22 protein-coding genes, 1 tRNA gene and 1 riboswitch are annotated in these 24,148 nt (G+C 32.4%); of the genes, 4 read left to right on the top strand and 19 right to left on the bottom strand.

Annotated elements, in window-relative coordinates:
• Positions 1–33 precede the first annotated feature (33 nt).
• Both mnmL and tadA read right to left on the bottom strand, forming a co-directional pair.
• Positions 34–915 (bottom strand): tRNA modification radical SAM protein MnmL/YtqA, encoded by an 882-nt coding sequence (mnmL, locus tag DES33_RS00905; RefSeq protein WP_110057843.1) that lies wholly within the window; start codon positions 913–915, stop codon positions 34–36.
• Positions 893–1,363 carry a tRNA adenosine(34) deaminase TadA gene (gene tadA / locus DES33_RS00900; RefSeq protein ID WP_227930635.1) on the bottom strand — a complete coding sequence of 157 codons (471 nt, stop codon included), beginning with the start codon at positions 1,361–1,363 and terminating at the stop codon, positions 893–895. Before tadA ends, mnmL begins: the two co-directional genes overlap by 23 nt.
• 113 nt (positions 1,364–1,476) lie before the next feature.
• On the opposite strand from tadA, the gene DES33_RS00895 reads away from it, so the two are divergent.
• Both DES33_RS00895 and DES33_RS00890 read left to right on the top strand, forming a co-directional pair.
• Positions 1,477–2,583 (top strand): ribose-phosphate pyrophosphokinase, encoded by a 1,107-nt coding sequence (locus DES33_RS00895; RefSeq protein WP_110057842.1) that lies wholly within the window; start codon positions 1,477–1,479, stop codon positions 2,581–2,583.
• Between the two features lie 9 nt (positions 2,584–2,592).
• A complete protein-coding gene (locus DES33_RS00890; RefSeq protein WP_110057841.1) occupies positions 2,593–3,669 on the top strand; it encodes a pyridoxal phosphate-dependent aminotransferase in 1,077 nt (358 codons plus the stop codon).
• A 53-nt stretch (positions 3,670–3,722) separates the two neighbouring features.
• Here DES33_RS00890 and fdhF read toward each other — a convergent pair whose 3' ends face one another.
• The 5 genes from fdhF to DES33_RS00865 are packed head-to-tail and all read right to left on the bottom strand — an operon-like array spanning position 3,723 to position 10,317.
• Positions 3,723–6,509: a formate dehydrogenase subunit alpha gene (fdhF, locus tag DES33_RS00885; RefSeq protein ID WP_110057840.1), complete on the bottom strand. Its 2,787-nt coding sequence runs from the start codon at positions 6,507–6,509 to the stop codon at positions 3,723–3,725.
• A gap of 7 nt (positions 6,510–6,516) precedes the next feature.
• On the bottom strand, positions 6,517–6,972 hold the full coding sequence (locus DES33_RS00880) for a ferritin-like domain-containing protein (RefSeq protein WP_110057839.1): 456 nt from the start codon (positions 6,970–6,972) through the stop codon (positions 6,517–6,519).
• A 32-nt stretch (positions 6,973–7,004) separates the two neighbouring features.
• A complete protein-coding gene (locus DES33_RS00875; protein ID WP_110057838.1) occupies positions 7,005–7,928 on the bottom strand; it encodes an NADH-quinone oxidoreductase subunit G in 924 nt (307 codons plus the stop codon).
• Positions 7,929–7,933: 5 nt separating this feature from the next.
• Positions 7,934–9,814: an NADH-quinone oxidoreductase subunit NuoF gene (locus DES33_RS00870; RefSeq protein WP_110057837.1), complete on the bottom strand. Its 1,881-nt coding sequence runs from the start codon at positions 9,812–9,814 to the stop codon at positions 7,934–7,936.
• Positions 9,815–9,831: 17 nt separating this feature from the next.
• Positions 9,832–10,317 carry an NADH-quinone oxidoreductase subunit NuoE family protein gene (locus DES33_RS00865; RefSeq protein ID WP_094207401.1) on the bottom strand — a complete coding sequence of 162 codons (486 nt, stop codon included), beginning with the start codon at positions 10,315–10,317 and terminating at the stop codon, positions 9,832–9,834.
• A gap of 367 nt (positions 10,318–10,684) precedes the next feature.
• Between DES33_RS00865 and selB the strand changes: the two genes are divergently transcribed.
• Together selB and DES33_RS09615 are read left to right on the top strand one after the other, a co-directional pair.
• Positions 10,685–12,562 (top strand): selenocysteine-specific translation elongation factor, encoded by a 1,878-nt coding sequence (gene selB, locus DES33_RS00860; protein WP_110057836.1) that lies wholly within the window; start codon positions 10,685–10,687, stop codon positions 12,560–12,562.
• Between the two features lie 117 nt (positions 12,563–12,679).
• A tRNA-Sec gene (locus DES33_RS09615) sits at positions 12,680–12,776 on the top strand.
• Positions 12,777–12,885: 109 nt separating this feature from the next.
• On the opposite strand, the gene metK is transcribed toward DES33_RS09615, so the two are convergent.
• From metK to DES33_RS00800, 12 genes are all read right to left on the bottom strand, one after another.
• Complete coding sequence (metK, locus tag DES33_RS00855; RefSeq protein WP_102163653.1) at positions 12,886–14,064, bottom strand: methionine adenosyltransferase; 1,179 nt, start codon at positions 14,062–14,064, stop codon at positions 12,886–12,888.
• Between the two features lie 46 nt (positions 14,065–14,110).
• Positions 14,111–14,206: riboswitch (SAM riboswitch) on the bottom strand.
• A gap of 57 nt (positions 14,207–14,263) precedes the next feature.
• A complete protein-coding gene (locus DES33_RS00850; protein ID WP_110057835.1) occupies positions 14,264–15,472 on the bottom strand; it encodes an ABC transporter permease in 1,209 nt (402 codons plus the stop codon).
• The gene (locus tag DES33_RS00845; RefSeq protein WP_110057834.1) at positions 15,472–16,386 is read right to left on the bottom strand and encodes an ABC transporter ATP-binding protein; all 915 of its coding nucleotides are present in this window, start codon (positions 16,384–16,386) and stop codon (positions 15,472–15,474) included. The genes DES33_RS00850 and DES33_RS00845 overlap by 1 nt, the downstream gene beginning before the upstream one ends.
• Before the next feature lies 1 nt (position 16,387).
• Positions 16,388–16,759 (bottom strand): VOC family protein, encoded by a 372-nt coding sequence (locus tag DES33_RS00840; protein ID WP_094203941.1) that lies wholly within the window; start codon positions 16,757–16,759, stop codon positions 16,388–16,390.
• A gap of 11 nt (positions 16,760–16,770) precedes the next feature.
• Complete coding sequence (gene pepF, locus DES33_RS00835) at positions 16,771–18,507, bottom strand: oligoendopeptidase F (protein ID WP_110057833.1); 1,737 nt, start codon at positions 18,505–18,507, stop codon at positions 16,771–16,773.
• Between the two features lie 81 nt (positions 18,508–18,588).
• A complete protein-coding gene (locus DES33_RS00830) occupies positions 18,589–18,942 on the bottom strand; it encodes a hypothetical protein (protein ID WP_102163663.1) in 354 nt (117 codons plus the stop codon).
• 84 nt (positions 18,943–19,026) lie between these two features.
• A complete protein-coding gene (locus tag DES33_RS00825; RefSeq protein WP_110057832.1) occupies positions 19,027–19,644 on the bottom strand; it encodes a V-type ATP synthase subunit D in 618 nt (205 codons plus the stop codon).
• A gap of 4 nt (positions 19,645–19,648) precedes the next feature.
• Positions 19,649–21,025: a V-type ATP synthase subunit B gene (locus DES33_RS00820; RefSeq protein ID WP_094208897.1), complete on the bottom strand. Its 1,377-nt coding sequence runs from the start codon at positions 21,023–21,025 to the stop codon at positions 19,649–19,651.
• Positions 21,026–21,033: 8 nt separating this feature from the next.
• The gene (locus DES33_RS00815) at positions 21,034–22,800 is read right to left on the bottom strand and encodes a V-type ATP synthase subunit A (protein WP_002837283.1); all 1,767 of its coding nucleotides are present in this window, start codon (positions 22,798–22,800) and stop codon (positions 21,034–21,036) included.
• The gene (locus tag DES33_RS00810) at positions 22,793–23,401 is read right to left on the bottom strand and encodes a V-type ATP synthase subunit E (RefSeq protein ID WP_110057831.1); all 609 of its coding nucleotides are present in this window, start codon (positions 23,399–23,401) and stop codon (positions 22,793–22,795) included. Before DES33_RS00810 ends, DES33_RS00815 begins: the two co-directional genes overlap by 8 nt.
• 8 nt (positions 23,402–23,409) lie before the next feature.
• Positions 23,410–23,718, bottom strand: coding sequence for a V-type ATP synthase subunit F (locus DES33_RS00805; protein WP_060790370.1), 309 nt, complete (start codon positions 23,716–23,718; stop codon positions 23,410–23,412).
• 2 nt (positions 23,719–23,720) lie between these two features.
• Entirely contained in the window at positions 23,721–24,140 is a 420-nt protein-coding gene (locus tag DES33_RS00800) for an ATP synthase subunit C (protein ID WP_094207412.1), read from the bottom strand.
• Positions 24,141–24,148: the final 8 nt, after the last annotated feature.

Below are 24,148 nucleotides of genomic sequence, written 5' to 3'. Positions count from 1 at the left end.
ATTTCAAACGCACAAAAACTTCAATAAATTTTTTTATGTATTGTATGTTTTAATTTTACTATTTATCTCAGAAATTACTTTCAATTTATCACAAGACCATTTAGGCAGATAAAGTTTTGGCTTGTAAGCATCTCCAGTCATTCTATGCACAACTGTATCCTCATTTAAAATTTTGAAACTATCTACAACCCAATCAGTGTATTCATCCATCGTTAGAATTTTAAATTTATTTCGTAGATAATAATCGTACAACCTTGAATCTGTTTGTATATATAATGAATGAATTTTGATTCCCCAAATATCATGCATTTGCGTTTGATACACACTTTCCAAAAAATCATCCTCAGTTTCATATGGAAGGCCTGCTATTACATGCGAGATTACTTTAATGTCATTATCCATAAGTTTTTTTGCCATATCAAAATAAACATCATTGCTATAAGCACGATTGATTAATTCTATCGTAGACTTTTTAGTGGATTGAAGGCCCATTTCAACCCACACATCCACCTGTTTGTTTATATCAATCAAAAGCTTTATCTTCTCATCATCTAAGCAGTCTCCTCTGGTGGCTATATCAAGTACCAGCACATTTTCGTTATCAATAGCATCTGAGTAAATTTTCCTAAGTTCATTTACAGGCTTGTAAGTATTGGTGAACGATTGAAAATACGCAATGAATTTGTCTGCTTTTTTCTTTTCAGATAATCTTTTAATTTGCAATTCGACTTGGTCCTTAATTGAATATTCATTAAAAGTAAATTCACCAGATCCACTTTCAGAACAAAAAATACAACCTTTAGAATTTTTTCTATTAGGACAACTGAATCCACCATCTAACGGTAATTTGTAAACTTTCGTGCCGTATGTTTTTTTCAAATAATCACTTAATCTATTTATTTCTATTTTTTTCACGAATCCTCCTGAAAAAACTCTGCATCAAATCGACACACTCTTTTTCCATAATACTTTTTACTTCTATTTTATGATTGAGTCCTTCGTAATCATTTAATGAAATCAAAGACCCACAAGCTCCTCTTTTTTTATCAAAAGCTCCGAACACAACTTTTGGTATTCTTGAATACACCAAAGCACCTGTGCACATCACACAAGGCTCCAATGTCACATACATTGTACAATCATCAAGCCTAAAATTTCCAATAACCTTAGTTGCTTGATTAATAGCTTTTAATTCTGCATGCATTGTCGCATTGTTGTCTGTTTCCACACTGTTATAAGCTTGAGCAATTATTTCACCATTTTTTACAATAACACATCCAACTGGAACTTCGTACATATCAAATGCAATCTTCGCTTGTTCGATAGCTTTCATCATGAATTTTTCATCATCATTATTCATCATTTATAAAACACCTTTCCTATCCGATTATATCAAAAAGTTTGTGTTATTTAAATTTGAATACGGAAATTGTTTGTGATATTCTTTATATATAATGTAGTATTTAAGGAGGACTTATGTCAGAATCAAAATTTGAAGAGTTTCCATACGGAGAACTTGGAATCATAGCAATGAAAAACATTGAAGGTTTGGCAAAAGAAGTTGACGAACTTTTAATGAAAAAAAACGGTGCAACAGAAAGTTATTTATTAAAGATAACAGAATCCAGATTTAGTAATGGTGAAGGTAAAGTTACAATCGATGAATCAGTTAGAGGTCGTGATATTTTAATCATATCAGACGTTGGAAATTATGGATTGAAGTACAATATGTTCGGTGAACAAACTATAATTGGTCCAGATGAACACTTCCAAGATATCAAAAGAGTTATCTCCGCAATTAATGGAAAGGCTTCACGTATCAATGTAATGATGCCTCTTTTATATGCATCTCGTCAACACAGACGTAAATCAAGAGAATCACTTGACTGTGCAATGGCACTTCAAGAATTAGAAGACATGGGTGTAGATGGAATTTATACATTTGATGTACACGATCCAAACGTACAAAACGCAATCCCATTGATGACATTTGAAAATATCTATCCTACAGCAGAAATAGTTACTCACTTCTTAGAAAAAGAAAATATTACTACTGATGAATTAGACAAGAAAAACATGATTATTATTTCACCTGATACCGGTGCAATGGATAGAGCAATTTATTATTCTAATATTTTAAAACAAGACATAGGATTATTCTACAAAAGACGTGATTACACTAAAGTAGTCGACGGCAAGAACCCTATTATTGAACACAAATACATCGGACGTGAAGTAGAAGGCAAAGACATATTAATCGTAGATGATATGATTGCTTCTGGTGGATCTGTTATCGATATTGCAAAACAATTGAAAAAACAAAACGCAAACAGAATATTCTGCGCAGTAAGTTTCGCTTTATTTACTGAAGGTCCTGACAAATTCGATCAAATGAATAAAGAAGGATACATTGACGGAGTTTATTCTACAAACTTAACATACGTACCAGAATCAATCAAAAACAAAGAATGGTTCCACGCTGTAGATATGAGCGAATTGATGAGTGAATTTATTCACCACATCAACAGAGAAGAATCTATCTCAATTTTATTAGATAAAACCAGAGGTATTAATATTTTATAAGGAGAAAAAATGAAATCATCTCATGGAGCAAATCTTTTTGAAATTCAAAAAGAATACGGATTTAATATAGATGAAATCAAGGATTTCAGTTCAAACGTCAATCCTTTGGGACCAAGTCCTAAAGCCATGACTAAGCTTGAAAAAAATCTTAATAAAGTCGGAGTATATCCTGACCCAAATTACGATCAATTATTATCATCTATTGAAAAATACACCAACGTATCACGAGACAAAATCTTGCTTACATCTGGTAGCACTAATTTGATTTCATCATTTATATCTCTAATCAATCCAAAAAACGCAATAATATTCAACCCTAGTTATTCTGAGTACGAAAGAGAACTCAACAAAATCAACTCCAATATAATTTCTTACGATTTGGATAAATCAAATGATTTTGCGATAGATTGTGAGAAATTATCGAGAATGATAAAAGAAAATGACGTAAGTCTTGTAATATTAACCAATCCTAACAATCCAACAGGATACGCTATTGAAAACAGAAAACTTGAAGAACTCATCAAATCAAGCAATTGCTATTTTATGATAGATGAAACTTATGTTGAGTTTTCAGATGTAGACAAATATTCAGCAGTAAATTTAACTGAAAAATGCGACAACCTACTTGTTATACGCTCTACATCGAAGTTTTTCGCAGCTGCAGGAATAAGATTGGGTTACGGAATAACTGGAAATAAAAAACTTTACGATGAAATAAATAAACACACCAATTTGTGGAACATAAATATCTTTGCCGATATTCTTGGTGGCGAGATGTTCACGGATACTGATTACCACAAAAACGTGTTCGAATTTATTAATAGTGAAAAAGAAAAAATGATATCTACTTTAGAAAAAATAGATTGCTTGAAAGTTTATCCTTCAAAATCAAATTTCGTACTATGCGAAATATTGAACAAAAAATTAACTGCACATGAATTAAGAGAAAAACTAATTCCTCATGCTCTTATCATAAGAGACTGTGCATCGTTTAATAATTTGAATGAATACTTTTTTAGATTTTGTATTTTGGATGAGCAATCAAACAACAAATTGCTAAAATTGATTGAAGATATTTTAAAATAATCGCAATTTAAAAGATCCCAGATTTTAAAAATCTGAGATCTTTTTTTGTTTATTTAAATTACTTTTTTATCTTTTTTGTGTTCGTCTGATAATAAAGTTGCCATGTTAACAAATCTTTGAATTGTATCCTCATGATCTGGATGCAAATCAACTTTTTCAACATGAATTGCACACACTTTATACTCACCAGTTCCTGTAATTGGATCGTAGTGATTTGATGTCACTTCGTTTACTGGAGATTCTCTGTAGTGGAATGTCATGAATATCATATTAGGTAATACTCTATCAGTTACTACAACACGAGTTACGATACTTCCTCTTCTGGATGTAACTCTAATAGTATCCAAATCTTTTACTCCCAATCTTTCTGCATCCACTGGATTGATTTCTGCAAGTTCGTAAGGACTTACTCCATCCAAATCTTTTGAGTATCTCGTAGTTATATTGTAATGATACAACATTCTTCCTGTACTTAAAATCATTGGATAATCTTCATCTGGCAATTCTTCTGATGGTCTGTATTCTATTTCCATCATTTGACCTTGACCTCTTGCAAATATTCCTTTGTGCAAGTATTTTGTACCAGGGTGAGATGTTGTAGGACATGGCCATTGTAATCCAACTTTGTCAATTCTTTCGTAAGTCATACCTCTGTAACTTGGCATAGTTACTCTCATTTCTTCAAATACATCTTCACTTGTTTCATAATCAAAGAATACATTTGGATTGATGATTTTACTTACATCGCATAAAATTGACCAGTCATTTCTAGCTTGTCCCGGAGGAGCAACAGCTTTTCTAACTCTTTGAACTCTTCTTTCAGTATTTGTAAAAGTTCCATCTTTTTCTGCGTAGCAAGTTGCAGGGAATACAACATCTGCAAGCTTTGCTGTGTTAGACATAAATATATCTTGAACTACTAACAAATCTAAATTGTTCAAAGCTCTCTTAACGTGATTTGCATCTGGATCTGATAAAACAGGATCTTCTCCCATTATATACATTGCTTTAACATTTCCCTTAACTGCTTGATTAAACATTTCAGGGATTTGGTATCCAAGATTTGGACTCAATGGAGTCTTCCATACGCTTTCGAAAAATTCACGAGCTTTTGGATCAGTAACTTTTGCATAAGCAGGATAAGTGTTAGGTAATGCTCCTAAATCACATGCTCCTTGTACGTTGTTTTGTCCTCTGATAGGGTTTATACCGCCAGATTCAATTCCAACGTGTCCAGTTAGCATTCCTAGATTTGCCAAGCTCATTACGTTTTCTGTTCCATGAGTGTGTTCTGTGATACCAAGCGTGTAAAATATACCAGCTTTTTCAGTCTTTGCGTACAACAAAGCTGCTTGTCTGATTAATTCCTTGTCCACACCTGTAACTTTTTCAGCTTCATCCAAATCGTATTTCATTACTGTTTTCTTCAAGCCTTCAAAGTTTTCAACACGAGATTCAATATAATCTTTGGCTTCTAATCCTTCTTCTATGATAACTTTCATCATTGCATTCAATAAGAACACATCCGTACCTGGATTTAATCTCAACCAAATATCCGCTTCTTCCGCCAAGCCAGTTTTTCTTGGATCTACAACTATAAGTTTAGTTCCTTTTTTAACTGCTTGTTTCATCTTATTACCAATAATAGGATGTGCTTCAGTAGCATTAGAACCTATAACAAACAATAATTCTGCACCCAGAATTTCTTCGATAGAGTTTGTCATAGCTCCACTTCCTAATGTAGCTGCAAGACCTGCAACTGTTGGAGCGTGTCAGGTTCTGGCGCAGTGATCGACGTTATTTGTTCCAATCGCTGCTCTCATCATTTTTTGGAATACAAAGTTATCTTCATTTGTACATCTAGCAGAACTTAGACCAGCAATAGAATCTGGGCCAAATTCCATCTTAATATCTCTTAGTTTATTTCCAACATAACCTATAGCTTCATCCCAACTACATTCAACTAGTTCTCCATTTTTTCTAATCAATGGAGTAGTCAATCTTTCGTCTGAGTGAATCATATCTGTATGGAAACGACCTTTGATACAAAGAGCATTTTGGTTTACATAACCATCACAGGGTTCAACACCTTGAACTTTTCCATTTTTTACAATTAAATTGAATTGACATCCAGTTCCACAGAATGGACAAGTTGTCTTAACTTTTTCAACTTCCCAAGGTCTTGTATCTTTTAATTGTTTATTGATTAATGCACCTGTTGGACACACGCTTATGCATTGTCCACACATACGACAGTTTTCCTTAGATAAAGGAAGATCAAAAGCTGTAGAAATATAAGAATCAAATCCTCTATTTTTAAAATCTACTGTATGTGTACATTGGACTTCTTCACAAACTCTGACGCATTTTCCACACAAAATACATTTGTTTTGGTCCCTAAAAATCAATGGATTTGTGTCATCAACTTCGTGATTTTGAACTTCTATGTCATAATTACCGTATTTGCCTAATACTTCTGGATTTTTAACACCATATCTGTAGCACAAATCTTGTAATCTACAACTACCAACTTTTGAACAAGTTAGGCAATCTTTAGGGTGATTCATCATCAAAAGTTTAAGTATATTTTGTCTAGTTTTTACTAAACGATCAGTTTCTGTCTTAACAACCATTCCGTCTTTGACCATGGTAGAACATGACGTTTGAAGTTTTCTGGATCCTTCTATCTCAACTAAGCACATTCTACAACCGCCAAATTCGCTCAGGTATTTATCGTGGCACAATGTCGGAATATCAATCCCTATTTTATGCGCCGCTTCTAATACAGTGGTATTTTCTTCAACTTGAACATCAATACCATCAATATTTATATTTAACATATTACACCTACCAAACTTCGTTAAATCCTACATTCAAAAATATTTCTTCTAGTTCAGTTTTATGCAATTTTTCCATTTTAGATAATCCAGCAAAAATATCTTGTTCAGCTTTATCTAAGCAAGAATTTGCAATATCAGCGTACAATTGCATAGCTTCTTCTTCTCTTTTGATAGCTAATTTGATAGCATCTCTGAAGTCCATTTCCGTAGTCATTCTTGGTCTATCAATATCTTGTGATAAATTATAATCTTCACTATCATCAATTTTGATAGTTTCAGCTTTAGTTTCTAAGAATTTTTGTAAGTAATCTTTGTGTTTCAATTCTTCCTTGCTAAGCCTTTCAAAAAGACTTTTAGTTTGAGGATCTTTAGCTTTTTCAGCTGCATCTTTGTAAAATGTATATGAATCATCTTCTCTATTTACAGCATCATCAATAATTGATATTAATTGTTCTCTATTCATTATTTCACCTATTCATTCTATTTATTTATATATTAATTATCTATTTTTTCGATTTTGTCTAGAATCTTATCCAAACCTAATACATTATTCCAGCTAGCTTCGACAAATTCTCCACCTATCTTTTTGTAAGGTTGTTTTGGGTTATCCACATTCAATAATTCTGTAGTCAATCTACCCTTTAAGCAAAGTGGTCTCCCATTTTCTGGACTTAATGCTCTTAATGCAAGATTCTTTCCATTTTTTCTCAAGACTTCAAATTCACAACCGTATTCGCAAACTTTGCATTGAACTTTCTTAGTTTCTAACTCCCATTTTCTTCCTAAATTCATAGCTCTCTTATCCATCAATGCACCTACTGGACAAGCTACTACGCATCTATTACAAGATATACAATAAGAAGATTCAAATGTATCGTTAATATCTAAGTTAATTCTTGTTTCGTATCCTCTATTTGAGAAATTAAGAATTTTTCTATCATCCATGACATTACAAGTTCTTACGCACTTTCCACATAGTATACACTTGCTATCATCTCTAATGATGTATGGAGAAGAATCATCTACTAATTTTTCTCTTCTTGCTCCGTCATGTTCTCTGAATTTTACTCCGTATTCATAAGAATATTTTTGTAATTGACATTCTCCAGATTTTTGACATGTCAAGCAATCATTTGGATGAGAATCCAACAACATTTGAAGAATTCTTTGTCTGTGTTTTATTAATCTATCTGTTTTAGTATGAACAACCATGTTGTCTTTTGCCAAAGTAGAACAAGCAGTCATTAATTTTTTGCTTCCTTCAACTTCAACTAAACAAAGTCTACACGCACTCACTACATCCAAGTTTTTGTCATAGCATAAGTTTGGAATATCTATTCCATTTTCCCTTGCTAGTTCAATAATGAATTTAGGCTTATCAGTTTTAATTACTTTTCCGTCAATAGTTACAGTAATCATACTATCTATCTCCTAACTACAGCATGAACAGGACATACAGTTTCGCAGTTACCACACTTAATACATTGAGATTTGTCGATAACGTGTTGTTTCTTAACTTCTCCTTCAATACAACTTACAGGACAATTCTTTGCACATTTTGTACAACCTATACATTTGTCTGTAATTTCATATGATAAAAGTGCCTTACATGCATGAGCAGGACATTTCTTATCGTAAATGTGAGCTTCATATTCATTTCTGAAGTATTTTAATGTTGAGATAACTGGATTTGGAGCCGTTTGTCCAAGACCACAAAGTGAAGCTGATGTGATAGTATCACACAATTCTTCTAATGCTTCGATATCTCCATCTTCACCTTTTCCGGAAGTGATTTTTTCTAGAATTTCAAGCATTCTCTTAGTACCTTCACGACATGGAACACACTTACCGCAAGATTCATCTACAGTAAATTCAAGGAAGAATCTAGCAATATCAACCATACAGTCGTCTTCATCCATTACAATCATTCCACCTGATCCCATGATTGAACCGATTTTTCCTAATGATTCGAAATCAACTGGAGTATCCAGGAATTCTTCTGGAATACATCCACCAGATGGTCCACCTGTTTGAACAGCTTTGAACTTCTTGCCATCTTTAATTCCGCCGCCGATATCAAATATTATTTCTCTCAAAGTAGATCCCATTGGAACTTCTACCAAACCAGTGTTTACAACTTTACCACCTAAAGCGAATACTTTAGTTCCTGGTGAACCTTCTGTACCAAAACTTGTAAACCAATCTGCACCTTTATACATAATTGCTGGAACATTAGCAAATGTTTCAACGTTATTGATAATAGTTGGTTTATCCCACAATCCTCTTTCAGCAGTTCTGAATATTTTAGTACGAGGCATTCCACGTCTTCCTTCGATAGATTCCATCAAGGCAGTACCTTCACCACATACAAAAGCTCCTGAACCCAATCTCAATTCGATATCAAATGAAAAATCAGATCCAAAAATGTTGTTTCCTAAAAGATTCATTTCTTTTGCTTGTTGTATCGCAATTCTCAATCTTTTAACAGCAATTGGATATTCTGCTCTTACATAGATAAAACCTTGATTAGCGCCAATCGCTCTACCGCAAATAGCCATACCTTCTAATACTGAATGAGGATCTCCTTCAAGAATCGCTCTGTCCATGAAAGCACCAGGGTCTCCTTCGTCTGCGTTGCAGATTACATATTTTTGATTATTTTCTACTTTATAAGCTGATTCCCATTTTCTACCTGTAGGGAAACCTGCTCCTCCACGACCTCTCAATCCTGATTTCTTCATTTCTTCAATTATTTCTTTTTGGTCTAAATCAAAAATGGCTTTATGTAAAGCTTGATAACCATCTGCACCAATATATTCATTTAAAGATTCTAATTGAATTTTTTCTACATTTCTTAAAGCTATCTTAAATTGTTTATCGTAGAAATCAACTGAATTGTATTTCAAAATCTTATCGTCTTGTTTTGCATTTTCGTAAACTACATCTTCATCAACTTCGTCATTTACAATAGATTTATCGACAATGCTCTTAACATCTGATAATTTAACTCTTGTGTAGAAAATTCCTTCAGGATATACAACAACGTTAGGACCAGTTTCGCAAAGTCCAATACATCCTACTGGAACAACCACTACGTTTTCGATTTTTTCTTCTTCTATATATTTGTTAAACTCATCAATCAAAGATTTAGCGCCTGTAGCTTCACAACCAGCTCCACCACACACAACTATTTGTTTTTCTTTTGGATTAGTATGTTCAACATAAATTTTATCCTTTACGAGTTCACGCATTTTGATATTTTTTGCATACTCTTCTCTTATCTCATTAAGTTTTTCAATATTCATAACAAATCCCCTAATAACTAATTATATTTACTAACAATTGATTCTAATTCATTAACAGCTACCTTACCGTACACATCGCCATTAATAACAATAACTGGAGCTAATGCGCACAAACCAACACATCTACATGGTGTGATAGAAAATTTTTGATCTTCAGTAGTGCTACCTGCTGGAATCTTCAAAATCTCTTGTAGTTTTTCAGAAACTCTTTGAGCTCCTTTTACATAACAAGCAGTTCCTTCGCAAACTTGAATATCGTATTTTCCTTTTGGAATCAAAGAAAATTGTGCATAAAAAGTTATAACACCGTAAATTTCTGACAAAGGAATGTCTAATATTTTAGAAATCATTGTAATAATTTCCTTAGGCAAATAACCAAATTCATCTTGTGCACGTTGTAAAACGGGCATCAAAGGACCTTTAATATCCTTTTTGCTTCTTACAAATTCTCGAAATTCTTCGACTTGAGAAGCATGTTCTTTTAAGTCAAATGTAAAACTCATTAAAATCCTCCTATAAAATTGTTTTCCTTCCGTTATTAAAATTATTTTTTCTTTTATATTCTTAATTATACCACTTATATTGCCTAAAGTAAATTAGTATTATATTTAAAAACCACATTAATATTCATTATCATTTTAAATATTATCATATTTCCGCACTTTTATTGCATATGTATTCTTTGTAATGCATTGTTCGGATAATCAACTTTGTTATATTGATAAAGTAATTGATAAGTTTGAATTGTTATTACTTCATTTAATTAAATTAATATGTTTGTACAAAAATTTATGAAAATAATTTCCTTATGTTTTATACAAAATAGAAAAATATGATATAATATGAATTAGTAAATTAATTGGAGGTTATATGGATTTTATTATAGGTACATCAGGCCATATTGATCATGGAAAAACTACATTAATAAAAGCTTTAACCGGAAATAGCACTGATAGACTACCGGAAGAAAAAAAGAGAGGAATTTCTATCGATTTAGGTTTTAGCTATTTTGATCTTCCAAGTGGTCAACGAGCTGGAATAATTGACGTACCAGGTCACGAAAAATTCGTAAAAAATATGATGACCGGTACTTTTGGAATGGATATGATCCTTTTATGCATTGACAGTAAAGAAGGCGTTATGCCACAAACTGTTGAACATTTGGATATACTTAGATTTTTAAATAAAACCGAAGGCATTGTCGTTTTAACCAAAAGAGACTTGGCAACTGATGAAGAAACTGAAAAAACAATCGAACAAGTTAAAGAATTAGTAAAAGGAACTTTCCTTGAAAATTGTCCTATTTGCGAAGTAGATTCTATTTCGAAAAGAGGAATAGATAATTTGATTCAAATGATAGATTCTGAATCCAAGAATTTAAAGCAAAAACATGCAGAAAGAGATTACAGAATGAATATTGACAGAAAGTTCAACGTAAAAGGAATTGGAACAGTTGTTACAGGAACTTTATTAGACGGAGATATTCATAAGGGAGAATCTTTCATTTATCCAATAGAAAAAGATATCAACATTAAAAATATTCAAGTCCATAACAAAAATGTGAATGTAGCTCACCCATCACAGAGGGTTGCTTTGAATATAAATCTTAATTTAGATGAAATAGATAGAGGTTATGTAATAGCTAAGAAAAACTCATTGAAAGCATTTAATATGATAGATGTTAGGCTTACGCTACTTGAAAGTGCCTCACCTCTTAACCACTGGGACAGAGTTAGATTATTCCACGGAACAAAAGAAATTTTCGGAAGAGTTGTCCCTCTTGATAAGCAAGTAATACAACCAGGAACTCAAGCTTTGGTTCAAATAAGACTTGAAGAAAAAATTTATGCAAAAACGTCCGACCCATTTATTTTGAGACAATTTTCACCACAAGTTACAATTGGTGGCGGCATTATAATAGATGGTTCTGTTAGAAAACATAAATTATTCGATGAAGAAATCATTGAAAATCTAAAAATCAAAGAAGAAGGTAAAATCAAAGACATCATCTTAAATTATCTGCGAGACGAGATTTTTCCTACTAAAATTGATGATTTGGTATTCTATTCTTCTGAATCAAAAGACAAAGTTTTAAAAGAATTAGACGAACTAAAACAAGAAGATAAAGTTGTAATTAGAAATGATAAAGTATTAGAAAAAGAAGCTTACTTAAAATTATTAGGTAAATTAAAAATGTTTGTGATATCATTCCACAAGACAAATCCTTTATTACCTGGTATTAACAAAGAAGAACTTCTTAAAAAATTACAACTTGATGACGATAGACCATTCTTCAATTACATGCTTAAAGACTTAAACGACCAAGAGGTTTTGATGGAAGAAAGTGGTATAATATCTTCTAAATCTCACAAAGTTCAATTAAGTGATGAAGATGAAAAAATCAGAAAGAAAATGCTTCAAGATATTTGTCAAAACCAGTTCGACAAATTATTGAAGATAGACAATGTTGTTCACAACCAAAAGGACAAGACTATTTTGGGAATTTTATTGCAAAAAGACGTCGTAATTTTAAGAGATAACTTTTTGATTTCTAAAAAATGTTACGACAAATTCATCAAAACTGTCGATGATCATTTCAATAACAACAAAACTTTGAATGTAAAAGAACTCAAAGATATGCTCAATATGTCAAGAAAAAGTGCAATCACTCTTCTAGAAACATTGGACATTAAAGGCTACACTAAAAGAATTGAAAATGACAGGGTTAAAGTAAAAGATTTTAAATAATAGAGCTGGGCTTTGCTTGTGCATTGCCCTAATCTATTATATTTATTACAGTTTTGTGAATTGATTGTAAAATAATTTGTAAATTAACTTTGTTTTTGGTATAATATTAAGGTATTTGGGAATTGATGGGTGCTGGTGTGCCCTGCGGTCTTCAAAACCGTCTCAGGTAGTTAGGAGCTGCCCGGGTAGGTTCGATTCCTACCATTTCCCGCCATACATACTCTAGATAGCTAAAATTAGCTATCTATTTTTTTTGGAGTACTAAAAAAGTACTAAAAAAATCAGTGAATGTTAAAATATTTCAACATTCACTGATTTTTATTTTATAAATATTTCTTCAAAGCTTCAGCTTTGTCACATTTTTCCCATGATAAATCCAAATCATTACGTCCAAAATGTCCGTAGCTTGCAACATCTCTGTAAATAGGTCTTTGTAAATCCAATTTGTCGATTATTGCTTTTGGTCTTGCATCAAAGTTTTCATTTATTGCTTCAATAATTTTTTCTTCTTCGATTTTATTCGTTCCAAATGTATTGATGAACATACTGATTGGTTTTGCAACTCCGATTGCATAAGAGAAACCTACTTCACATTTGTCGCAAAGTCCAGCTGCTACGACATTTTTTGCAATATATCTTGCAAAATATGCTGCTGACCTATCAGTTTTTGTAGGGTCTTTTCCACTGAATGCTCCACCTCCGTGATTACAGAATCCACCGTAAGTGTCTACTATTATTTTTCTTCCTGTAAGTCCAGCATCTCCCATTGGTCCCCCAATTACGAATTTTCCTGTTGGGTTGATGAAGAATTTTGTGTTTTCATCAATCATAGATTCATCTACGATTTTCAAGATAACTTCTCTTTTGATGTCTTCTTTTAATTGTTCGTAATCAACATCTGGATCGTGTTGTGTTGAAACTACTATAGCTTCAATTCTTTTTGGAGCGTCATTTTCGTATTCAACAGTTACTTGTGTTTTGCCATCTGGTCTCAAATAATTCAAGATTTTTTCTTTTCTTACAGTAGCAAGTCTTCTAGCTAATTTGTGTGATAATTCCAATGGCAATGGCAATCCTGATTCTGTTTCATTAGTTGCATAACCAAATACCATTCCTTGGTCTCCTGCACCGTATCTATCGTATTCGTCTGATTTGTTGCCCTTGTATTCTTCAGATTCATCAACGCCTTGTGCGATATCTGTAGATTGTTCTTCTAATGAAGTGATGATTGCGCAAGTTCTTGCATCAATACCATAATCTGCATTATCATAGCCAATTTCAGCCAAAGTTTTTCTAACTATTGATCTGATGTCTACATAACTTGTTGTAGTGATTTCTCCCATTACCATAACAAGTCCTGTTGTTGAACAAGTTTCACAAGCAACCCTTGCATCTTTGTCTTCTTTAATTATTGCATCTAATATTGCATCTGAAATTTGGTCACAAACTTTGTCTGGGTGACCTTCTGTTACTGATTCAGATGTTAAAAATATGTTTTTCATAATACCTCCATAAAAAAATCCTCACCTGAAAAGGTAAGGATGTGTAAACTTATCTTTCAGGATTTCCTGTGGGATTTAGCACCTAATTTAATAGGTTGCCGAGTTTCATAGGGCCCATTCCCTCCACTACTCTTAATAAGATAATTATCTAATTGTTACAATATAACACTAACACTATTTGCATATTCTGTCAAGTGTTTTAATCGATATTTTCCATTGCGCTTTTTCGATACATTTTTATTGCTTTTATTAACAACAAAACTATCACTACAAGCATCAATCCAAATGATATTCCTATTTCCAATAACTTCACATCATTCAATAAAAATCTAACTGGCATCAAGGTTGCAGATGAAAAAGGCACAAACGATAATATTTTAATCAAAATATCGCTGTCTTTTCCTAATGAATTGATTATTACAAAGAATAATCCAACGAGTACCAAAAATATTGGAACTATTAGGAAATTAACTTCTTCCGCTCTTTTTACAGCAAGGCCAAGAATTTGGAACAATATCAAATACAAAACAAATCCAAACACTACAAACAAAAGTATAGTCAACAAGAATTTTAGACTCAAAGTATTTGTGAAAAACGTCCATATGCCTTCTGGATAATAGTTTTTATTGACAAATATTCCGATTATTCCCGCAATAATAAATATAAAGTATTGGATTATTCCCAAAACTGCTGAACTTAAAAGTTTACCAAATACAAACACACTTGGCTTTGCAGATGATAAGAGCACTTCAATTGTCTTGTCCTTCTTTTCTCTTGAAATATTGTTACTCATAACGCTTCCATAAAATAGTATCATCAAATCGAAAAGAATAACAAAAACAATGGAAAACACAAATGAATGCGACCTGTCTTTATTCAAAACTTTTTCTGTAAAATTAATCTCCGCTTTTGAATTTTTCTCAATTATTCCAGGATCTACTCCATTATTAATTAAACTTTTGTCGTAATTATACTTTTCCAAAGTCCTTGTGAACCTTTCGGAATGATCGTCCATAAATTCTTTGTTTTTGATATAAGAATTGAACTTTGTTGGAGTTTCTACTACAAATCCTATATTGTATTCACCATTTTCTACAGATTTTTTTACATCAGCCTCAGATGTAAGCACATCTTTGCTATCCAAACCCATTATAGTCTTCAAATATTCAACATCAATATCCTTATTAGATGAATAAATGCATGTGTTTTTAAATGTGAGTGCATTAATATCAACGGTTGCGTTTTTGTTTGCCCCTGCATTGGCGTTATTAAAAATAGATGGCATAAATCTTGGCAAAAAAGACAAAGCAAATACCAATACCGTAATCACCAGTGTCGCAATCAAGTAAGAATTGTGTCTGATTATGGAGTTGAATTCAAAATTAAATACTCTACTGAATTTTTTCATTATTCCGTAACACCAACCTTTGACACGAACACATCTTGAAGACTTGGTTCATATTGGCTAAAACAATTGATGTCAATCTGATTGAGCATCATGAATTCCAATATATCTTCTTTTGTTACATTTTCAGTAAGTCTAACCAAAAGTTTGAACTCTCTGACAACCGCATCTGGATAAATCAATTTTTCTGCTTCTAACAGTTCTTTTAATTCCCAAATTCCCATGTTGTTTGCATTAAGTAGCATTTTCTTCTCAGCCATAGAAGTTTTGATTTCATTCAAATCCCCATTCAAAATAACTCTACCTTCTTCAATAACGCATATATCTCTGCAAAATTCTTCTACATAACTCATCAAATGGCTGGAGAATATAACTATTTTTTGATTCTGTATAAATTCTCCAACAGCCAATTTTAGTTCGTGGGCATTGATTGGATCAAGTCCAGAAAACGGCTCATCAAGAACCAAAATATCTGGATCATTTAAAAGAGCAGAAATGATTTGAACTTTTTGCCTTAAACCTTTGGATAAAGTGGACAATTTTCTGTTCTTGTATTTTGCCAAATCAAACCTATCCAACCAATATCTTACATTTTGAAGAGCACTTCTTCTATCTGTACCTTTGAGTCTGGCAAAATAATACAATTGTGTAAACACTTTTTCGTTGGAATACAACCCTCTTTCTTCTGGAAGATATCCGATATTAACTTCATTATAATTAATGGGAGAGCCGTTAATCAAAACTTGTCCACTATCAGCACTCAAAACATCCGTAATGATTCTCATAGTTGTAGTTTTTCCGGCTCCATTTCTACCCAAAAACCCAAAAGCACGTCCGCTTTCAACTTTAAATGAAATATCGGTTAAAACTTTGTTATCTCCAAAAGATTTGTTCACATGTTTTAACTCAAGATTCATACTATTTACCAATTATTTCGATGTTAAATCCATCTGGATCCTTCATGAAATAAAATTTTGCAACACCTTCAAGTCCACCTAATTCATCAACTTCATAACCTAAAGATTTGTGATATTCGTGTGATTTTTTCAAATCTTCAACTTCAAAAGCCATGTGACCGTAGAAATCTCCATGAGTATAATCTGTTTTTCCGTAATTATAAGTCAATTCAATTTCGTAGTCGTGATCGCTTGTCATATACACAAGTGTGAACTCATCTTCAGGGAAATCTTTTTTGCTAGTAACTTCCATACCTAAAGCTTTTTCATAAAACTCGATTGATTTCTCTAAGTTAGTTACTCTGATACATGTGTGTAATGATTTATATTTCATGAATTTCTCCCCTATTTATTGACAATTTTTTCAAATTCTAATACTTTTTCTTTAAAAACTTCAAAAGCAGTTCTCAAAACTTCTTTATCTTGGATGTTTGCTCCAGCGTTTTTAAGTTGTACTAGAGGATAGTTTTTGTTACCATCTTTTAAGAAATTCTTGTAGTTTTCCAAATCTTGCTCATTTCCCGATAAAATCTTTTGTGACAAGATTGATGATGAACTAAGACCTGTAGCATACTTATACACATAGAAGTTAGTGTAGAAATGAGGGATTCTTGACCATTCGTACTTAATCAAATCATCTGATACAACACTATCTCCGAAGTATTTTTTGTTTAAGTTAAGGTAGATTTCGTTGAAATCTTCTCCAGTTAATGCCTTTTCTTCTTCAACTAATTTGTGAGTTTCTCGTTCAAATTCTGCAAACATAGTTTGTCTGAAAATTGTTGATTTGAATGAGTTGATGTGATGATCTAACAAGTATAGTTTTTCATCGTCATTCTTAGCGTTTTTAATCATATAATCCAACAACAACATTTCGTTACAAGTACTTGCAACTTCTGCAACAAATATAGTATAGCCTGCATATTTGAACTCATTGTTAGCTCTTGAATAATATGAATGAATTGAATGACCCAATTCGTGAATCAAAGTGAACACAGAATCCACATCATTTGTGTAGTTTAATAAAATGTATGGATAAGAATCGTATGATCCCCAACTGTAAGCGCCTGGTTTCTTACCATCTTTTGGATAAACATCAATCCAGTTTTCATCAAAAGCTTTCTTCATAATAGATTGATATTCTTCTCCCATTGGTTTTACAGCTTCAATCACCATTTTCTTAGCTTCTTCAAATGGGATTTCACGGTCAAAACCTTTTGTAGATGGAACATAAACATCGTACATGTGGTGCTCATCTAATCCTAACAATTTTGTTCTTGCCTTGTAGTATTTGTACATGTATGGCAAATATTCGTGCACAATGTCGATCAAATTATCGTACACAACTTCTTCAACATCGTCGTTGAACAATTCCATTTGTCTTGCACTGTCGTATTTTTTGATTTTAGATAGTATAACCAAGTTTTTGATATTTGCATACAAAGTAGAGCCAAAAGTATTGTTGTACTTCGCTAATTCATCGTAATATTTTTCAAAAACTTCTTTTCTTTGTTCACGTGGAAGCTTAGATAATAGTGGAACAAAATTTGCATTTGTAAGCTTTTCATCGATTGATTCTACATATGGAAATTCCATATCTGTGTTTTGCAAACTGTAGAAATCATTGTGTGGGCTTGACATAGCTTCACTCATAAGAGAAATAATGTTTTCTTCTTCTGCAGATAAAGTATGTTCCTTAAATCTCAAAATCTTCTTGAAGAATATTTCATAACTTGGATTTTCTTTTATAAGTTTGTCTTGTTCATCTTCTTTTAATGATAAAACAAATGGTTCAACAAAAGAAAATCTAGATTGTAGCTTGTTGTACAATGATGATAATTCCAATTCCAATTTTACACTATCTGAAACCTTGCTGTTTTCATCCTTTTTCATTGAAGCGTAAGTGTACAAATTATCCATTACTCTGTCAGTTTCGAAAAGTAAATCCAATATTTCTACGAAATTATCCTTTTCATTTTTCTTCAATTCATCAATTTTATTAATATTTTCGTTAACTAATTTAATATCTTTTTCGATTGCGTTCTTGTCCTTATACATCTTGGACAAATCCCAATTACACATAAAATCACCTCTATTTATATAATACCTCAAACACACATCAATCACAAACAAAAAAGGAATTCGTTTTAGAATTCCCTAAAATTATTTTTCAGTTATTTTCAAAATATTTTCTTTATTAAAAGCTAAAAAGAATAAGCCGATTAAAGAAAGTGGCCATCCTAAAATCCACAATCCCCAAGATAAAAGAGGTTTGTCTTCATATATTTCCAACTCATACGATTTAATAGCCCCGAATGTCAATAAAGATAACACTACATAAACAGACAAAATCACATAAACAACTTTATTCAAGCTGAAATTTGTCAAATATATTATCAATAACCAGCTGATAAATAATTCTAATGCAATATACAATATTCTTAAAATATTTTCAGAAATTTTCTTTGGTTTTCTAATATCTTGCCACCAAATACATTGTGCTAAAAATTTTATCAAGTTCTCATCTCTCCTTTAAATTGATTTGTTATATCTATACTATAACAAAAAAACGGTCAGGCAAATCAACTGCCCAACCGAAATTTATTTTTTCTTCTTTTTTACCATCTTCAATCTGAAGAATTCTTCTCTTTCTTTTTCAGCTAAGATATCTTCAGTATCTTTGATGGATTGTTCGTATTTTGGAATTTGTATTTTATCCAATGCATTGGCACGTTTTTGAGTTTTTTTAATCTCTTTACCCAATTTATACACTGCATTTTCCATTTCAGCCAATTCGTATATAGTTTCTCTGATTTTGTTGAATGCAAGAACCGCCCTATCGAATGAGGCATTAGTTCTGAAGAAACCATATTGTGCTTCGGCTTTTGATTTTGGATATACAATATTCGGAACTTCAACTCCCATTACTGATTTGTAAATTATATCGAATTCTTTTTCGTGACTAATCGAATGGGAAATTTCTTCAAGTCTATCAGTTCCAACTGTTATGGATGCTTCTGTCAAAATCTCGTAAGCCTCATCGAACTCTTTTTCGATGGAATCTTGAAGAGTTTGTGCTTTTTTCATTAGTCCCATCATTTCTTTGATGAGGACAGTTCTTTTTTTATCCAAAAGATTGTAACCTTTTTTGGAAAAATCCAATGTCTTTTTAGCTTTTATTAAATTCCCCTTTGTAGGAGTCATCTTATAAACTGCCATATAATCACCTGTTCATATGTTGTTTTATCATTTCTGGTGATAATCTGTCCAATTCGTTTTCTGGTAATATCTTCAATAAATCCCACGCAAGATCTAGTGTTTCTTCTATTTCTCTGTTTTCATAATAATCTTGTTTTACAAATTTGTTTTCAAATTCGTCTCCAAATTTCAAATATTTTTGATCAGCTTCACTCAAATCATCTGCTCCGATAATTTGTGCCAAATCTCTGACTTCTTGAACGTGAGAATAACTTGAAAATAATTGGCTACTTACATCCGGATGATCTTCTCTTGTGTATCCTTCACCAATACCATCTTTCATAAGTCTCGATAATGATGGAAGAACATTGATTGGTGGATATATGTCTTTTTGCATCAAACTTCTTTCCAAAACAATTTGTCCTTCAGTAATATATCCTGTTAAGTCCGGAATAGGATGAGTGATATCGTCATTAGGCATCGTCAAAATCGGAATCAAAGTTACAGAGCCTTCTGCATCTTTAATCATACCTGCTCTTTCGTACAATGACGCTAAATCAGAATACAAATATCCTGGATAGCCCTTTCTGGAAGGAACTTCTTCTCTTTTTGATGAAACTTCACGAAGAGCTTCTGCATAACTTGTCAAATCAGTAATGATAACCAATACGTGATAATTTTTTTCGAAAGCCAAGTATTCTGCTGCAGTTAGTGCCGCCCTTGGAGTAATAATTCTTTCCATTATTGAATCGTCAGCGTAATTTACAAACATACACACATTATTCAATACACCGGATTGTCTGAAAGTATCTTCGAAAAATCTTGCTTCGTCGTGTTTTACACCAATCGCTCCAAATACAATAGCGAAGTTATCTTCGTTTGCGCCTTTGATTTTGGCTTGACGAACGATTTGTGCAGCCAATCTATTGTGACTCATTCCAGATCCAGAAAATACTGGAAGTTTTTGTCCTCTAATCAAAGTCATCAAACAATCTATCGAACTAATTCCTGTTTGGATAAAATCCCTAGGATAAACTCTGGAAACCGGGTTGATGGCACGTCCATTTACGTTGTAGCGTTTTGCTGCGTAAATATCTCCTCCATCATCTATTGGTTGACCAATTCCGTTGAATTTTCTTCCCAAAATATCTTCTGACAAAGCTATTTCAAATGGCCTTTGTGAAAATCTAACTTTAGTATTTTGTGTACTCATTCCTGTACTGTCACCAAAAACTTGTATAGTAACAGTATCATCGTTAATATTTACAACTTTACCGACCATTGATTTATCTGATGCAGATGATTTTACTTCGACAACTTCACCAAAAGATGCTTCATTTACATTTTCAACTTCTATAATTGAACTTTCAACTTTTTTTAATTTAATGTATTCTTTTATCATAAAATCACCTACTTTTCGTATTTGCTAATCAAATCGCTGTAAAACTCTTTGATTTCGTCATTCAAATCTTTTATTCCACTTAAATCTTCGTTGGAAATTGTGTTCTTCATGGCGATAACTTTTGAATACAAATCTGCATTTTTTACTTGAGAAATAGGAATTTGTTCTTTGATTGCCTTGTGTCCTTCTTCGTATAGTAATTTTATAGTTTTAAGCATTTCAACTTGTTTCTTAAGAGGAACATAAGTATCCACCTTGCTAAAAGCATTTTGTTGCAAAAATCCTAGCTTCATTACATTTGAAATATCCAAAATCAATCTTTGATCGTCTGGAAGAACATCTTCACCAACAAGCATTACTATTTCTTTTAATTTGTCTTCTTCGTATAACAATTTAAGCATTTGATTTCTCAAATCTACAACATCTTCGCCAAGTTTAGATTCGTAATAATCTCTTAATTTTTCTACATAAGAAGAATAACTGCTCATCCAGTTAATAGCTGGATAGTGTCTTGAATATGCCAAGTCCTTATCCAAACCCAAGAATACATTTACGAATCTCTTAGTGTTTTCTGTAACTGGTTCACTGAAATCTCCACCAGCTGGTGAAACAGCTCCGATAATTGTAACTGATCCTTCGTTGTCGTTCAAAGTTTTCACAATTCCCGCTCTTTCGTAGAACTGTGCAATTCTAGATGGAAGATATGCAGGATATCCTTCTTCTGCAGGCATTTCTTCAAGTCTTCCAGAAATTTCACGAAGAGCTTCTGCCCAACGAGAAGTAGAGTCCGCCATTATAGCGACATCATATCCCATATCTCTGAAATATTCTGCCATTGTAATTCCAGTGTAGATACTTGCTTCTCTGGCTGCTACTGGCATGTTGGAAGTATTGGCTATCAATACAGTTCGTTCCATAAGTGGTTTCCCGTTATTAGGGTCGATAAGTTTTGGAAAATCTTCCAATACTTCTGTCATTTCGTTACCACGTTCACCACAACCAATGTAAATAATAATATCTGCATCGGCGTATTTTGCCAATTGGTGTTGTGTCATTGTCTTTCCTGTACCAAATCCACCAGGAATTGCTACAGTACCACCTTTTGCAAGTGGGAAGAACACATCCAAAATTCTTTGACCAGTTTCCAATAAGCGATCGACATCTAGTCTTTCTTTGGAAGGTCTTGGAATTCTGATTGGCCAGTCTTGGTACAATTTTATATCTGTTAAGTTTCCAAAATCATCTTCCACTTGCATAATAGTAGTCTCAATATTGTATTTGCCATTTTCAAGAACATTTTTTACAGTACCATTAACTCCAACTGGAATCATAATTTTGTGAACGATAGCTTCTGTTTCTGGAACTTCTGCTATTATTTGTCCTTGAGTAACTGTATCACCATTTTTAACTTTTATAGTGACATCCCATAATTTTTCTTCGTCGATGGAAATAAGTCCGATACCTTCTGGGATAAAAGTTGAAAATTTATCTCTTATTTCTTTTAATGGTCTTTCTATTCCATCAAACATATTTTTCAATAAACCAGGTCCTAATTTTAATGAAAGTGGTTTATTAGTGTGATAAATTTCATCGTCCTTTTTCAATCCTTCAGTTTCTTCGTAAACTTGGATAACTGCGATATCATCTTCAAGGCTGATAACTTCTCCGATTAATTTCTTTTCACCGATTAACACCATTTCTTTCGCTGTGAAATCGGTCATATTTCTTCCTTTTATTACAGGACCATTAATAGAAAAAATCTTACCATTATTCATTGATATCACCGCCTGTCATTAGATTATGAATATCTTCACCCATTTCATGTTTGCAATCTTGCATTTTTGACAAATAAGTGTAATCAAAATTCACCGTTTCTTCTACATCTTGAATCATAAATCCACCCAAGTAATTGTTCGCAATGGATTTGATTTCTTCGACTTTTTCTGAACTGAAATTCTTAGTTACATAATCATAATCGTTTTGTAAAACCAACAACACTACCTTGTAATCCAAATCAGTCAAGTTTTCTTCAATGTTCTTGATTAATCTTTCTTTATACTCATCAGTCTTCACAAAATCCAATATTTTTTTAGTAACATTATCAAACAATTTTTGCAATACATTTTCTTTTAAAACCAAAAGCTCTCTTCTGCTTTCTTGTTCAGCAGTTCTCAATTTTTCGATAGATTTTTGTTCAGCTTTTCTGGTTCTTTTTTTCAAATTTAAATTGTATTCATCAATTAATTTTTGTTCGTATTCTTTTAGCTCATTTTGATTAGAGTTTTTTACTTCAAGAAGTTTCTTTTCATAATCTTTTTTCTTATTTGCATAGATTATTTTGTTAAAAATATCTAATTTCTTTTCTAATAAAATCATTTCTACCTCTAATCTACCTTAATTCCTATAGACCCCTTAATGTATTTCATTAAGAAATCTTTGTCTTCAAGTCCTTTTCTTCCGGGTATTGTTACAACTAACGGCTTCTTACCCTTGTCTTTGTGTTTTGTCACTTCATCTTTTATAGTATTGAACACTTCTTCAGTGATAATGACAACGCCCAAAGTATCATCAATAGTTGCAGCCTTAAAAGCTCTCTTCATTTCAGCTTCGTTTTTCGCAACTAAACCTGTGATTCCAGCAAGGCGCATACCAAGATTTGTAACATTATCCGCACTTATAATTACGGATTTCATAATTATAATTGTTGCAAAATAAGAATTGAAATAACCAATCCGTAAATTGCAATACCTTCTGCTAATCCTACATAAATTAATGATTTACCTAATAATGATGGATCTTCACTAACAGCTCCCAATGCTGATGAGCCTACAACACCTACTGCATAACCAGTACCAATTGTTGCAAGACCTGTTGACAAAGCAGCTGCCAAAAGTCCAAGACCATTAGTTGCACCAGCAGCAGATTCTGCAAATGCAGAGTTAGGCATTAAGAATACAAATGCCATTACAAGACATGGAATTATAGCAAAAAGATTAGTTCTTAATGCTTTCTTTAATTTTGTTTTTGATGAATCAGTGTTGTTGTATAACAAATAAACACCTGAACCTATAGTCAATAAAACTATTATTGCTGTTGAAATTAAAATAAAATACATAAATTTAT

The sequence above is a fragment of the Finegoldia magna genome (assembly GCF_003182075.1).
In the GTDB taxonomy this organism is placed as follows: Bacteria; Bacillota; Clostridia; order Tissierellales; family Peptoniphilaceae; genus Finegoldia; species Finegoldia magna.
This window is presented reverse-complemented; position numbering and strand designations above follow the sequence as displayed.